We start from the raw sequence: 13980 nt of genomic DNA, 5'->3' as shown, positions 1-13980 counted from the left end.
TCTTAGCCCCTCTCGCTCGACCCGGTGATGCTGGCGGACCGATGATGGCCACCCGCATCCGCGTCGCGCGCATAATCGTCGGCCATGCCGCCCTGCGAGCGCTGCCCGTTTTGCAGTTGCGCCACCTCGGTCGGGTGCGCGGCGGCATCGCGTGCCGCGCCGCGCTCCTGCGAGGCGACCGCCGCCCGGCCGCGCGGCCCGTTGAAATATTCCTGGATCCACGGGTGATCCAGCGCCAGCAATTCGTCGATCGTCCCGACCGCGATCACGCGCTTGTCCGCCAGCACCGCGACGCGGTCGCAGATCGCGTAGAGCGTGTCGAGATCGTGGGTGATGAGGAACACGGTCAGCCCCAGCGTCTTCTGAAGCGCCTTGGTCAGCTCGTCGAACGCCGCCGCGCCGATCGGGTCGAGCCCGGCGGTCGGCTCGTCGAGGAACAGCAATTCGGGATCGAGCGCCAGCGCGCGCGCCAGCCCGGCACGCTTCTTCATGCCCCCCGACAGCTCGGCGGGAAATTTCGGCCCCGCGTCGGCGGGCAGCCCGGTCATCACCACCTTGTACGACGCGATCTCGTCCAGCAACGCAAGGTCGAGGTCCGGGTAGAATTCGCGCAGCGGCACCTGCACGTTCTCGGCGACGGTCAGCGTCGAGAACAAGGCACCGCCTTGAAACAGCACGCCCCAGCGCTTGCGGATCTCGACCGTGTCATGCTCGCTGCGGTCGAGCGTCGGCTCGCCGAACACTTCCACCTCGCCCTGCGTCGGCGATTGCAGCCCGATGATCGAGCGCATCAGCACCGACTTGCCGGTGCCCGATCCGCCCACCACGCCCAGAATCTCGCCACGCCGCACCTCGAGGTCGAGATTGTCGTGGATCACCTGATCGCCGAATTCGTTGCGCAGCCCGGTCACCTTGATGATCGGCGCGGTGTCGGGACGGCTGGCGTTATGCTGCGGCATCAGATCCAGCCGATCTGTTCGAAGAACACCGCGAAGAACGCGTCGACGACGATCACCATGAAGATCGCCTGCACCACCGCGGACGTGGTCTTGAGCCCGACCTGTTCGGCGTCGCCCTTCACCTGCATGCCCTGAAAGCACCCGGCGATCGCGATGATCGCGCCGAACACCGGGGCCTTGATGAGCCCGACGAAGACGTCGGTGATCGGCACCACTTCGCGGATTCGCGCGACGAACGCGATCGGCGGAATGTCGAGCGCGAACCAGCACAACAGGCAGCCGCCGAAAACCGACAGCACCGCCGCATAGAAGCCGAGCAACGGCATCAGCACGATCGCCGCGATCGTGCGCGGCAGCACCAGCGCCTCCATCGGTGACACGCCGATCGTCCGCATCGCGTCGATTTCTTCGGTCAGCTTCATCGTGCCGAGCTGCGCCGCGAACGCCGACCCGGAACGCCCCGCGACCATGATCGCGGTCATCAGCACGCCCAGCTCGCGCATCGAAATACGCCCGACGAGATTGATCGTGAACGCCTCGGCCCCGAACTGGCGAAGCTGCACCGCGCCCTGCTGCGCGATCACCACACCGATCAGGAAGCTCATCAGCCCAATGATGCCCAGCGCCGAGACGCCGACCACCTCGAAGCGCTGCACCGTCGCGTTGAAGCGAAAGCGGCTGGGATGGCGGATGATGCCGCCGAACGCGATCACCGTCTCGCCCATGAAACCCAGCAGCCCCAGCGCAGTGCGCGCCGAATTGGCCGTCGACTCGCCGATCTCGGCCAGCACGCGCCCGAATGCGGAGCGTGATTGCGGGCGCATCTGCACCGGCTGGTCGGCGGCCTGCACCTGCTCCAGCAGATTCTGCCCGTCGCTGCTCAGCCCCTCGATCCGCGCACCACGCTGGCGGGCGAAGCGATGGATCACCCATGCGCCGATCGTATCGATCCGCTCGACCGCGGACAGGTCGACCACCGCCACTTGCCCGTCCTGCTTCTCCAGCCGGTTCGGCAGATCGCCGAGCCGCGCCAGCGACAGGTCGCCGGTCACGCGCAACACCTGCCCGTCGGCGCGCCCGGCGCCCTCACGATCCATGCTGAAGTCGGCAGCCGCACTCATCGGTCGATCCATGCGGCAAAGCTCATGACGTCACAAGCACCCAATAGGGCAATCGTTCCGCGCGCGTACCACTTTTGTGATCGTTCGCTCACAAAAGCACGTCGATCGTGTGGATCACCACGCCAACCAGGCCGCCGACCAGCGTTCCGTTGATGCGGATGAACTGCAGGTCCTTGCCGACCGCATTCTCGAGCCGCTGCGTCACGGTCTGCGCATCCCAGCCACGCACCGTTTCCGACACCAGCCGGACGATCGCATCGCCGTAATCGGCGGCAGCCCCCACCGCCGCGCGACGGACGAAGCGATTGATGATCCGCCCGAGCCGCGGATCGTCCTGTAAGGTCGCGCCCAGTTGATGCAGCGCCTCGCCCAGCTTGCCTGCCATCAAGGCGTCGGGGTCGCGCGCGGCGCGTAGCATCGCGGCGCGCGCCTGTTCCCACAGCCCGTTGATCCAGTCCTGCATCGCCGGATTTTCGAGCAGCTCGATCTTCATCGTTTCCACCCGCGCACGCATGTCGGGATCGTGCTGGAGCCGCTCGGCAACACTCGCCATCGCTTCCTCGACCTTCAGACGCAGCGGATGCTCGGGATTATCGGCCATCTCCGCGACCAATTTGTCCAGCCCGTCGATGATCTTGTTGGCCAGCGTCTCGTCCAGCCCGGTCCAGCGGAGCACCGTGCCGGCGCGATCATGGACCATCGCGCGGATCAGATGCTCGTTCGACGCCAGCGCACCGCGCATCCACCGCACCAGCGCGTCGATCACCGGCCGGTGCCGCTCCTCCGCCATCGCGGCGGCGAGCGCACGGCCGAGCATCGGTGACAATTCGGTCTCGCGCACGCGCGTCACCATCATCGCGCGCACCATCCCGCCCAGCCGCTCCTGATCGAGTGCCTGCAACACCTCGGTGGCGAGCCGCGATATGCCGCGCGTCAGCCGGCTGCCCCCCGCCCCGCGCGGGTTGGCGAGCCAGCGACCCGCCGCCGCGGCGACGTCGATCCGCTGCATCCGCCGCGCGACGACCGCGGGGATCAGAAAATATTCGCGGAGGAATTGCGCGAGCTGGTCGCCGATCCGGTCCTTGTTGCGCGGGATGATCGCGGTGTGCGGGATCGGCAGCCCGAGCGGGTGGCGGAACAGCGCGGTCACCGCGAACCAGTCCGCCAGCCCGCCGACCATCGCCGCCTCGGCGAAGGCCTGAACGTAACCCCAAAACCCGTGCGGTGGCGCAGCCAGTCGCACCACCAAGAAGGTGGCTGCCATCAGCACAAGTAGGCTAGTCGCGCGCCGCCGCATCCTCACAAGGGCGGCAGGCGGAGGAGCGGCGCGGACGATCATCCCCGTAACAATCCCCGATCGCTCGCGAAGTTCAAGCGCCCTCGTCATTGCGAGCGTAGCGAAGCAATCCAGGGTCGGACCAGGACGCCCTGGATTGCTTCGCTACGCTCGCAATGACGGCCCTACCGAGCCCGTCGCCCCTGCGAAGGCAGGGGCCCATGTCTGTCAAATGGATCCCCACCGTTCCGACGCCGACCACGCCCATGTGTCAGGCATTACTCCGCCGGATGCGACCCCTCACCCCGGAACGGGATCCGCCCATGCGGCGCGCCGATCGCGTCCTGAGGAGTATGCTCGATCACCGGACCTTCGTCGCCCGGACGATAGGTCAGCAAACGCCGCCCCAGCCAGGGCCCGATGCGCCGCTCGACCCCGATCGCCAGCGAGAACGCCGCCGGCACGATCAGCAACGTCAGCAAGGTCGAGACGATCAGCCCGCCGATCACCACGATCCCCATCGGCGCGCGCGACGCGCCGTCACCCGACAGCGACAAGGCCGTCGGCACCATGCCCGCGACCATCGCGACGGTGGTCATCACGATCGGCTGCGCGCGCTTGTGCCCGGCATCGACGATCGCGTCATAGGACGGCACGCCCGCCTGCATCTCTTCCAGCGCGAAGTCGATCAGCAGGATCGAATTCTTGGCGACGATGCCCAGCAGCATCAGCAGCCCGATGAACACCGGCATCGACAGCGGATTGCCGGTCAGCCGCAGCGCGATCAACCCGCCGAGCGGCGCCAGCGTCAACGACGCCATGTTGACCAGCGGCGGCAGCAGGCGGCGATACAGCAGCACCAGCACCGAGAAGACCAGGAACACCCCCGCCACCACCGCGACGATGAAGTTCTGGAGCATCTCCAGCTGCCACTTGGCCTGCCCGACGCTCAGCTCGCCGACGCCCAGCGGCAGGTTCTTCATCGCCGGCAGCTGTTTCACCTTGGGCAGCATCACGCTGATCGTCTGCCCGGGGCTCAGGTCCGCGCCGATCGTCAGCTGGCGTTGCTGGTTGATGCGCTGGATGCGGGTCGGACCCGAGCCGAACCCGATCTCCGCGACAACGCTCAGCGGCACCGAGCCGCCGGTCAGCGTCTGCACCGGCAGGTTCTGAATCGTCGCCAGCCGCGACCGCGAACTCTGCTCCAGCGCGACGCGGATCGGGATCTGCCGGTCGTTCAGCGAGAAGCGCGCGCTGTTCTGGTCGATATCGCCGATCGTCGCGATGCGGATCGCATTCGACAGCGCCGATGTCGTCACCCCCAGGCTGGCGGCGAGATCGAGCCGCGGCTTGATGATGATCTCCGGACGGTTGAGATCGCCCGCGATCCGCGGCGCGAGCAGCCCCGGCACCGTCCCCATTTCCTTGACCAGCCGGTCGGCGGCCTGTCGCAGCACGACCGGATCGTCGCCGCCCAGCGTGATCGAGACGTCGCGGTTGTTGTCGCCCCAGCCGAACTGCGACTGGAAGTTGACCCGCGCGTCGGCGATCTTCGCCAGCTCCGGGGCGAGCGCACGCTCGAACTCGGTCGAGGTCTTGTTCCGCTTCTCGCGCAATTGCGCGGTGACGCGGCCCGAGCCGACCAGCGTGCGGGTGTAGATGCTCTCCACCTCCGGCTGCTTGCTGAGCACGGCATAGACCTGATCGACCACGCCCTGCGTCGTCTGGAGCGTGCTGCCCGGCGGCATCGTGATCGTCACCGTCGAGCGTGGCATGTCGCGCGCCGGCTGGAAGGTCATTGCGGAGGTCGCGAACATCGCGATCGTCGCCACGAACGCCAGCACGCCCGCACCGATCATCCACAGGCGATGATCGCGCCAGTAGCCGACGACGCGGTGCACCCCGCCCTTGGCGCGCGCGCGCGCCGCGCGGGTGCCGTCGAGCGTCCAGATCAGCAGCCGCTGATAGGTGTTGAGCAACCAGCCCCCGCCATGTTCGACATGCCCGCCGGCCTTGAGGAAGTACGCCGCGACCATCGGGGTGATGAGCCGCGCGACCGCCAGACTCATCAGCACCGCCGCGACGACGGTCAGCCCGAAATTCTTGAAGAACTGGCCCGCGATCCCCGGCATCAGCCCGACCGGCAGGAACACCGCGACGATCGCCATCGTCGTCGCCAGCACCGCCAGCCCGATCTCGTCGGCGGCGTCGATCGACGCCTGATACGCGGTCTTGCCCATCCGCATGTGGCGGACGATGTTCTCGATCTCCACGATCGCATCGTCGACCAGCACGCCCGCCACCAGGCTGAGCGCCAGCATCGTCATGTTGTTGAGCGTAAAGCCCATCAGGTCCATGAACCAGAACGCCGGGATTGCCGACAGCGGGATCGCCAGCGCCGAGATGATCGTCGCGCGCCAGTCGCGCAGGAACAGGAAGACGACGATCACCGCAAGGATCGCGCCCTCGATCATCGCGTGGATCGCGGTCTTGAACTGCTCCAGCGGATATTTCGACCCGTCGAGCCGCATCTTGAAGCGGACCTGCGGGTTGCGCTTCTCTAATGCCTCCAGCTTGGCCTTCGCCTCGCGGAACACGGTGACGTCCGAATAGCCCTTGGCGCGCGTGAAATCGAACGACAGCGCCTGCCGCCCGTCGACCGACGCGGCCGACCGCTGCTCGGCATAGAGGTCGCGGACCGTCGCGACATCGGACAGCCGGACGGTGCGGCCATTGCCGACGTTGATCTGCAACTGCCCCAGCTCATAGGCGGTGTGCGCATTACCGAGCACGCGCACCGATTGCTCGGCGCCCGCGATCTCGGCGCGCCCGCCCGGAGCGTTGAGGTTCACCTGCCGCAATTGCGCGTTGATCTGGCTGGCGGTCAGCCCCTGCGCGGCGAGCCGCGCGGGGTCGAGGATCACGCGGATTTCGCGACTGACCCCGCCGTTGCGCGTCACCCCGCCCATGCCGGGCACCGACATCAGCTCCTTGGTCACCGTATTGTCGATGTACCAGCTGAGCTGTTCCAGCGTCATATCGGTCCCGACCGCGGTATAGCTGCCCAGATCGTTGTCGTTGATTTTCACCCGCGCGACCTGCGGCTCGAGAATCCCCTCGGGCAGGTTGCCGCGGATCTGCGTGATCGCATCGCGCGCCTCGTTCACCGCGCGATCGATCGGGGTGCCGATGTCGAGCTGGACGATCGTGGTCGACGTGCCCTCGGACACGTAGGACTGGATCTCGTCGATCCCTTCCAGCGAGCGCACCGCCGCCTCGACGCGCTGCGTGACCTGCGTCTCCAGCTCGCTGGGCGCGGCACCCGGCTGGGTGATGTCGATCGAGACGATCGGGAAATCGATATCGGGCTGTTCGTTGATGTCCATCCGCACGAAGCTGACGATCCCGGCGACCGTCAGCATCAGGAACAGGACGATCGACGGCACCGGGTTGCGGATCGACCAGGCGGAGATATTGCGAAAGCCCATGACGTCCCGTCCTCCTATCGCGCGGCGGTCGGCTTGGCGCGCTGCGGCTTCACCAATTGTCCGGGGTTGAGGAACGCACCGGCCGATTGCACGACGCGCTCGTCGCCGTTCAGCCCGCTGGCGATCGCAACGCGATCGTCGGCGACCGTACCCAGCGTCACCGCGCGGCGCTCGACCTTGTTCTGCGCATCGACGATATAGACGTAATTGCCCTTCTCGTCGCTCAGCAACGCCGATTGCGGCAGTTCCGGCTGGCGCGCGCCGCCCGCGGTGATCGTCGCGCTCGCGAAGCCGCCGGGGCGCAGCGCCGGGTCATAGGACAGCTTGATCCGCGCGATCCCCTGCCGCGTTTGCGGGTCGATCACCGGCGCCACCTGCCACACCATCCCCACGAACGCGCGCGTGTCGCCGACCGGCACCACCTTTGCCGGCGATCCGACGCGCACCACCTGCAAATCGCCCTCGGCGAGCTGTGCGCGCATCTCCATCTCGCCGCCCTTGGCCATGCGGAACAGCATCCCCGAGCCCGAGCTGACGATCTGCCCCGGCTCGACGCCGCGCGTCAGGATCAGTCCGGCGGCCGGCGCGCGGATGTCGAGCCGTGCGTTGCGCGCGCGCTGCTCGGACAAGGTCGCCTGCGCCACCTGCAACCGTGCGCGCGCCGCGTCGCGGGTCGCGATCCGGCGCTGGACGTCGGCCTTCGAAATGAAGCCGCGATCGACGAGGCTCTGCGCGCGCTCCAGCTCGGCCTGCGCCAGCGTCAGGTCTGATTTGGCGACATTGATCTGCGCGGCCAGCGATTGCGCGGTCTGCGCCTGCACCGAACGGTCGATCGTCGCCAGCACCTGCCCGGCGCGCACCCACTGGCCCGGCTCGACCAGCACGCGGCTGACCATTCCGCCCTCACCCGCGACGCCGACCGGCATCTCGCGCGTCGCCGCCAGCGTGCCCGTCGCGCTGATGATGCGGGCGACCGATTGTGCCCCCGGCACGATCACCGTCACCGCCGGCGCCTGACTGGAGGCGGTGGCGGGCGGGGCCTCGTCGCCCTTGGGTCGGAGCACGTACCAGGCGACGGCCGCAACGATCAGCACCACCAGTCCACCGATCAGCAGCCAGCGACGCCGCGTGCGTGGCGAGCGATCCTCCAGCACCAGCTGTTCGCCCTGCATCTCCCCGCCCTGGTACGTCATGATTCCCCTTTCGCGCCCCGGCGTGTATTACACGCATACGTCACCGTGACAAGCGGCGCGCGGTTGGCCGCGTCTTATCGTGGTTGCAACGGCCTGTCCCGTTCATCTTGCATTCCGACGCACCGCGGCAGAGGTCTTCTTAACTGGATTAAGGGAGTTTTCGCATGAACCGCCTGTTGCCCGCGCTGATGCTGTCCGCCGCCGCCGTCATGGCGATGCCGGCCGCCGCGCAGGTCGCGCTGCCGATGGCGACGGTCGTGCCGGAGGGTACCGTGCTCGACGTCACCACCACCGGCCGCGTGTCGCGCACCCCGGATCTCGCGACGATCACCGCGGGCGTGGTCACGCAGGCGCCGGTCGCCGCCGCGGCCCTTTCGGAAAATGCGCAGCGGATGGACGCGGTCATCAAGGCGCTGAAGGCCGCCGGCCTCGCCGCGCGTGACCTGTCGACCAGCAACGTCGCGCTGTCGCCGCAATATCGCTATCAGGACGGCAAGCCGCCGGTCGTCACAGGCTATCAGGCGAGCAACTCGGTCGCGATCCGCTTCCGCGACATCGCCAGGGCCGGCGCGGTGCTCGACGCTTTGGTGCGCGCCGGGGCCAATCAGATCGACGGCCCGAACCTGTCGCTTTCCGATCCGAACGCGGCGCTCGACGAGGCGCGGACGCAGGCGATCGCCAAGGCGCGGGCGCGTGCCGACCTCTACGCCAAGGCCGCGGGCCTGTCGGTCGTCCGGATCGTCGCGATCAACGAAGCGGGTGAGAACGGCGGCGACCGTCCGCGCCCGATGCCGATGATGGCGCGCGCCGCCGTCCAATCGGACGCGGAAACCGTCGTGCTGCCGGGCGAAACCGACGTCACGGCCAGCGTCAACGTTCGCTTCTTGCTGAAGTAGGCCTCCCTCCGCCATCCCGGCCCCGATCGGGGATGAAGAAAGCCGGCGCTTTCTCGAGCGAAACCCGTCAAACCGACACGATCTCAGACACAAAAACGGCCGCCCGGTAATCCGGGCGGCCGCCTTGTCGTCGAACCGTGGTCGTCGGTGCGATTAACGCACGCGACCGCGACGGGCCAGGTTGACGATCGCCAACAGCACGACCGCACCCAGCAGCGAGACGAGGAACGAATAGATCGTCAGCGGCGCATTGTTGATCGAACCGCCCGAGAAGATCAGGCCGCCCAGGAACGCGCCGACGATGCCGACGACGATGTTGAGGAAGATACCCTGCTGCGCGTCAGTGCGCATGATCATGCTGGCCAGCCAGCCGATAACACCGCCGATGATAAGCCACAGAATGATACCCATGATAATACTCCCCTCAGATGCGCCCGGAGTGGCTGCTCTGGTGGGAATTACTCACGAGCCCGGCACATTGTTCCGGTCGCGTAATCCATAATGTAACAAGGTTTTGCACCCCGTCCCGCGCACCTGTATCGCCGCGGGACGGATGTGGGCAATCGTCAGAATTTCTGCTGACGCTCGTACAGCGATTTGTAGTGCTGGATACGCGTGACCCGCAGCCCGGGCATCCCCGAGCGGTCGATCGCGCGTTGCCAGCCGGCGAACTCCTCGACCGTCAGGCCATAGCGGGTGCAGACGTCGTCGACGCTCAGCAGCCCGCCGTTAACCGCGGCGACCACCTCCGCCTTGCGTCGCACCACCCAGCGGGTGGTGTTCGACGGCGGCAGCGTGTCGAGCGTCAACGGCTCCCCTAACGGACCTATGACCTTGGCAGGGCGACAATTATTTTGTTGTTCGATCATTCCAAACCTCGGTTCGGGGGCGCGACCCCATTCCATGTCGTGACTGTCGCGTAACGGCGATGGATTGAACGCCTCCTAAAGCGGTGCGGTAAACGACCTCTTCACGAGCGTTTCCAGTTGTTGAGCGCAGCCGCGGCATCGGCGTTGAAGGCGCCGCCATGCGGGCGCGTCGGCTCGTCCAGCGTCCGCGCAACCTGCGCGGTGCGCGAGGCGAGCTGGCGCGCCCGCAAGCTGCAAAGCAGCGGCACATCTTGAGGGGGTGTCTCGGCTGTCATCCCACCGATGTACGCCACACGGTCTGAAAGCCCGGTAAAGCCACGCGAAACGGTTCGTTCATTTCAGTTTACGCCGGGGGGCCGGCGGCTGTATGCTGCACGCCATCATGGACAGCGGTGAATTCCAGCTCGCGCCCGGTGCGCGACGCATCGTCGTGGCGATGTCGGGCGGGGTCGACAGCTCGGTGGTGGCGGCACTCGCCGCGCGCCAACCGGGAGCGGAGGTGATCGGCGTCACGCTCCAGCTCTACGATCATGGCGAGGCAACGAAGCGCGCGGGTGCGTGCTGTGCGGGTCGCGACATCCGCGACGCGCGCGCGGTCTGCGACAGGCTCGGCATCGCGCATTACGTGTTCGATCACGAAAGCAGCTTCCGCGCGACCGTCGTCGACGCCTTCGCCGACGAATATCTCGCCGGGCGCACTCCGATCCCGTGCGTCCAGTGCAACATGGGGCCGAAGTTCACCGATCTGCTGGCGCTCGCCCGCGATCTCGGCGCGGACTGTCTCGCCACCGGCCATTACGTGCGCCGCGTCGAAGGGCCCGCGGGTGCGGAACTGCACCGCGCCGCCGATCCGGCGCGCGACCAGAGCTATTTCCTGTTCGCCACCACGCAGGAACAGCTCGAATTCCTCCGCTTCCCGCTTGGCGGACTGCCAAAGGCGCGCGTGCGCGAACTCGCCGCCGAGCTTGCGCTGCTGGTCGCGGACAAGCCCGACAGCCAGGACATCTGCTTCGTCCCCGACGGCGATTATGCCTCGCTGGTCAAGAAATTGCGCCCGGAGGCAGCGACCGGCGGCGACATCGTCGACCTTTCCGGCCGCAAGCTCGGCGAACATCGCGGGCTCGTCCATTACACGGTCGGGCAGCGGCGCGGGCTGGAGATCGGCGGCACGCCCGAACCGCTCTATGTCGTGCGGCTCGATCCGGAGCTGCAGCGGGTCGTGGTCGGTCCGCGCGCAGCGCTGGCGGTCGCCGCCGCGCGGCTCGAGCGGCTCAACGTGCTCGGCCCGCTCGACGGTCCGCTCACCGCCAAGGTGCGGTCGATGGCCCGGCCGGTGCCGGCGCAGATGGTCGGAGAGCGACTGATATTCGACACCCCCGAATATGGCGTCGCGCCCGGTCAGGCGGCGGTGCTCTACGCGGGCGATCGCGTGCTGGGCGGCGGCTGGATCGCGGAGACCCAGCCGGCGCTCGCATTGGCCGAGGACGCAGCGCTCATGGCGTCCGCCTCAACCTGACCGCTCGTTGATCCGCAGCCGCTCCCCAGACAAAAGGTCCGGCGCCGCATGGGAGCACCGGACCAGTTTCGTCTAGGGAGCAACTCCAGACGGTAAGGATTGGCGGGCGGCGCCGTGGCGCGCCGCCCGCAAAATCGTCAAAGCGCGTTGGTGGTCGCGGCGCCCGCAACGTTGCCGTCGGTGGCGTTCAGCGGCAGCGCGCCCGCATCCGACAGGTTCTCGTCGACCGGCAGCGTCTCGTTCAGCGCCACGTCGTTGCCGATCTCGGCATTCAGCGCGGTGTCATTGGCGGTGTCGGTCTTCGTTCCGCACGCCGCCAGCGAGAGCGCCAGCGCCACCGCGGACATGCCCGCAACGATCTTCTTCATCAACGCACATCCCCTTCATGGTCGATGGCAATGCGCCATCGTCCCCGGTAAACTACACCGATTTAGTAGGAGATCAACCCCGATCTGTCTCCCGGTCCTTCATCGCTGCCATCCCGGCCGTAGCGCGACGCGCAGCACCTCATGATTGTTGGTGACGTACAGCGCCTTGCCGCCCTCGCCGAACGCCGCATTGGCGGCCGGCGTCGTCGTCTCGATCAGACCGATCGGCTCGCCCTCCGGGGTGAGGAACATGATGCCGCCCGGCATCGAACAGACCAGAGTGCCGTCGCGCGCCACCTTCATTCCGTCGGGCAGCCCCGGCTTGCCCTGCGCATGCCCGGCCTTCGCCGACACCAGCACCCGCGACGCGGTCGGCATCCCGTTGCGGCCAAGGTCATAGACCATGACGCGCGGGTCGTCGGCGTCGGAGATCGCGACGTACAGCCGCCGCTCGTCGGGCGACAGCGCGATGCCGTTCGGTCGGGTCAGCGATCCATCGACCAGCACCGCCTCACCGCCTTCCCGCCAGCGATAGACGCCGTTGATCGTCAATTCCTTGGCGGGCGACCGGTCGTCGCCCGCCAGTCCATAGGGCGGATCGGTGAACCAGATCGCGCCATCGCGCGCGACATGCATGTCGTTGGGGCTGTTGAACTTCTTGCCCTTGTAGCGATCGACCAGCACCGTGCGGGCGCGCGTCTTCAGGTCGACGCGATCGATCGACCGACCGCCGCTGTTCGCGATCAGCAACCGCCCGCCCCGATCGAGCGCCAGCCCGTTCGCGCCCGGCTCGCGCAGCACCGCGCGGTCGGGATCGGCTGCACCCGACGGCGACAGGAACGTCGCCACCCCGCCCCCGTGCGACCAGCGCCGCACGATATTGGCGGGCGGATCGGAGAACAGCAGATAGCCGCCACCTTCGGGCACCCACACCGGCCCCTCGGCCCACTGAATGTCGCGCGCGATCACCTCGACGCGCGTTCCCGGTGCGATGATCCGGTCGAACGCGGGCGTCATCCGCCGCAGCGTCACCACTGATGCCGGATCAGCGAATCCGCACAGCCCCGCCCCCGCGATCCCCGCCAGCACCGCGCGCCGTCCCGGCCGGATCGTCCCCTTGGCTATCATCCTGCATCCTCTCGCCAATTCTCTCGGTCGGCACGCTGGCACGGATCGCACCACGCGCCAAACGGGTTCAGCGGCGATGGCACACAAGAAACCGCATTTGCCCGAGAAGATCTGCGCGAGCTGCCACCGCCCGTTCGCGTGGCGGAAGAAATGGGAGCGCGATTGGGAGCAGGTCAAATATTGCTCGGATCGCTGCCGCGGCATCGGGGAGCAGCCCGCACCCTAGCGAGCGGCCGGGCCGCCGGTTTTTCCACACCGTTTTAGCGGCAACTTCGCAACCTTCACCGCGCCCCGCGCCGGTCGATCGTCGGCAGGGCCGCCAGGAAGTTCGCGATCTCCCGCCGTCGCGCGTCGGTGTCGGCCAGTTCCCCGTCCACCCCCAGCCGCCACCGCAGCGATCGCCGCTCCGGCGCCTCGTGCAGCGCCGCGATTACGTCGGCGCGTTCCTCGACCTCGTCCGGCGTCTCCGCCAGGCCCGCCTCGACCAGCCCGTCCGCCTGCCGCCGCAGCGCGATCGCGATCTCGCCCAGCGACAGTTCGGGATGATATTGCACGCCCCAGAACACGCCCTTGTCATGCCGGATCTCGGCGGCCTGGACGTGCGTCACCGCATTGCCCGCCAGCCGCGTCGCGCCCGGCGGTAACGTCTCGACCTCGTCGCCATGCACCGCCGGCGCGTCCCAGGTCGCGGCGCGCCCGGCAAGCAGCGGGTGGTCGCGTCCCTCGGTCGTGGCGACGATCCGTCGCGACAGCCCTGCCTCCATGCGCTCGGGCATCTTGCGCACCGTGCCACCCGCCGCCGCCACCGCGACCTGCAACCCGGCGCATGATCCGAACGACGGCGCGCCCGACGCGAACACCGCGCGCATAAACGCCAGTTGCCTGCGCACCTCGGGCGTGTCGTCATAGACGTGCAGCGGCGATCCGGTCAGGAACACCGCATCATACGCCGCCAACTGCGCGGGCGTGAACACCGGCGAGTCGTCGTCGGCCGGTTGGCAGATCTCGATCTCGGCATCGGGTGCCATCTGGTTCAGCGTGTCGGCATAGCTCTCGCCCGAACTTTGCCCGGTATGCGCCCGGCGCGCCTCGCGCTCCTCGGGGGTTTCGCTCTGCGCGATCAGAAATCGGGGCACGCCGGTTCACCTATGGTCATGTCGAGAAGT

The 13980-nt window shown here is 67.8% G+C and carries 14 protein-coding genes; 3 read left to right on the top strand and 11 right to left on the bottom strand.

Translation table 11 applies throughout. The features are described from left to right. Nucleotides 1-2: 2 nt before the first annotated feature. The 5 genes from AADI75_RS03020 to AADI75_RS03000 form a co-directional block, all read right to left on the bottom strand. Nucleotides 3-959, bottom strand: coding sequence for an ABC transporter ATP-binding protein (locus AADI75_RS03020; protein WP_341207569.1), 957 nt, complete (start codon nucleotides 957-959; stop codon nucleotides 3-5). Further along, on the bottom strand, nucleotides 959-2080 hold the full coding sequence (locus AADI75_RS03015) for an MlaE family lipid ABC transporter permease subunit (RefSeq protein ID WP_341207568.1): 1122 nt from the start codon (nucleotides 2078-2080) through the stop codon (nucleotides 959-961). Before AADI75_RS03015 ends, AADI75_RS03020 begins: the two co-directional genes overlap by 1 nt. An 88-nt stretch (nucleotides 2081-2168) precedes the next feature. Then, nucleotides 2169-3377: a DUF445 domain-containing protein gene (locus AADI75_RS03010; protein WP_341207586.1), complete on the bottom strand. Its 1209-nt coding sequence runs from the start codon at nucleotides 3375-3377 to the stop codon at nucleotides 2169-2171. A gap of 257 nt (nucleotides 3378-3634) precedes the next feature. After that, on the bottom strand, nucleotides 3635-6844 hold the full coding sequence (locus AADI75_RS03005; RefSeq protein WP_341207567.1) for an efflux RND transporter permease subunit: 3210 nt from the start codon (nucleotides 6842-6844) through the stop codon (nucleotides 3635-3637). A gap of 14 nt (nucleotides 6845-6858) precedes the next feature. Next, nucleotides 6859-8037 (bottom strand): efflux RND transporter periplasmic adaptor subunit, encoded by a 1179-nt coding sequence (locus tag AADI75_RS03000; RefSeq protein ID WP_341207566.1) that lies wholly within the window; start codon nucleotides 8035-8037, stop codon nucleotides 6859-6861. Between the two features lie 164 nt (nucleotides 8038-8201). Between AADI75_RS03000 and AADI75_RS02995 the strand changes: the two genes are divergently transcribed. Continuing rightward, nucleotides 8202-8933, top strand: a complete 732-nt coding sequence (locus tag AADI75_RS02995) for an SIMPL domain-containing protein (RefSeq protein WP_341207565.1) — start codon at nucleotides 8202-8204, stop codon at nucleotides 8931-8933. 153 nt (nucleotides 8934-9086) lie between these two features. Here AADI75_RS02995 and AADI75_RS02990 read toward each other — a convergent pair whose 3' ends face one another. The 3 genes from AADI75_RS02990 to AADI75_RS02980 all read right to left on the bottom strand — a co-directional run bounded on the left by AADI75_RS02990 (nucleotide 9087) and on the right by AADI75_RS02980 (nucleotide 10032). Continuing rightward, nucleotides 9087-9344: a GlsB/YeaQ/YmgE family stress response membrane protein gene (locus AADI75_RS02990; protein ID WP_159758412.1), complete on the bottom strand. Its 258-nt coding sequence runs from the start codon at nucleotides 9342-9344 to the stop codon at nucleotides 9087-9089. A gap of 155 nt (nucleotides 9345-9499) precedes the next feature. Next, on the bottom strand, nucleotides 9500-9802 hold the full coding sequence (locus AADI75_RS02985; RefSeq protein ID WP_341207564.1) for a DUF1153 domain-containing protein: 303 nt from the start codon (nucleotides 9800-9802) through the stop codon (nucleotides 9500-9502). Between the two features lie 101 nt (nucleotides 9803-9903). Next, nucleotides 9904-10032 (bottom strand): hypothetical protein, encoded by a 129-nt coding sequence (locus AADI75_RS02980; protein ID WP_341207563.1) that lies wholly within the window; start codon nucleotides 10030-10032, stop codon nucleotides 9904-9906. 152 nt (nucleotides 10033-10184) lie between these two features. On the opposite strand from AADI75_RS02980, the gene mnmA reads away from it, so the two are divergent. Continuing rightward, nucleotides 10185-11318 (top strand): tRNA 2-thiouridine(34) synthase MnmA, encoded by a 1134-nt coding sequence (mnmA, locus tag AADI75_RS02975; RefSeq protein ID WP_341207585.1) that lies wholly within the window; start codon nucleotides 10185-10187, stop codon nucleotides 11316-11318. A 137-nt stretch (nucleotides 11319-11455) separates the two neighbouring features. Here mnmA and AADI75_RS02970 read toward each other — a convergent pair whose 3' ends face one another. Continuing rightward, complete coding sequence (locus AADI75_RS02970) at nucleotides 11456-11686, bottom strand: hypothetical protein (RefSeq protein ID WP_341207562.1); 231 nt, start codon at nucleotides 11684-11686, stop codon at nucleotides 11456-11458. Between the two features lie 99 nt (nucleotides 11687-11785). Next, complete coding sequence (locus tag AADI75_RS02965; RefSeq protein WP_341207561.1) at nucleotides 11786-12814, bottom strand: SMP-30/gluconolactonase/LRE family protein; 1029 nt, start codon at nucleotides 12812-12814, stop codon at nucleotides 11786-11788. Between the two features lie 76 nt (nucleotides 12815-12890). Here AADI75_RS02965 and AADI75_RS02960 point away from each other — a divergent pair, with 76 nt between their 5' ends. Next, nucleotides 12891-13040, top strand: coding sequence for a DUF2256 domain-containing protein (locus AADI75_RS02960; protein WP_341207560.1), 150 nt, complete (start codon nucleotides 12891-12893; stop codon nucleotides 13038-13040). Nucleotides 13041-13095: 55 nt separating this feature from the next. Here the strand turns inward: AADI75_RS02960 and AADI75_RS02955 are convergent, their stop codons facing one another. Then, on the bottom strand, nucleotides 13096-13950 hold the full coding sequence (locus AADI75_RS02955) for a type 1 glutamine amidotransferase (RefSeq protein ID WP_341207559.1): 855 nt from the start codon (nucleotides 13948-13950) through the stop codon (nucleotides 13096-13098). Nucleotides 13951-13980: the final 30 nt, after the last annotated feature.

The organism is uncultured Sphingomonas sp., assembly GCF_964021865.1.
Lineage (GTDB): Bacteria > Pseudomonadota > Alphaproteobacteria > Sphingomonadales > Sphingomonadaceae > Sphingomonas.
Note: the sequence above shows the minus strand (reverse complement) of the source record. Positions and strands in the feature narration are given on the sequence as shown.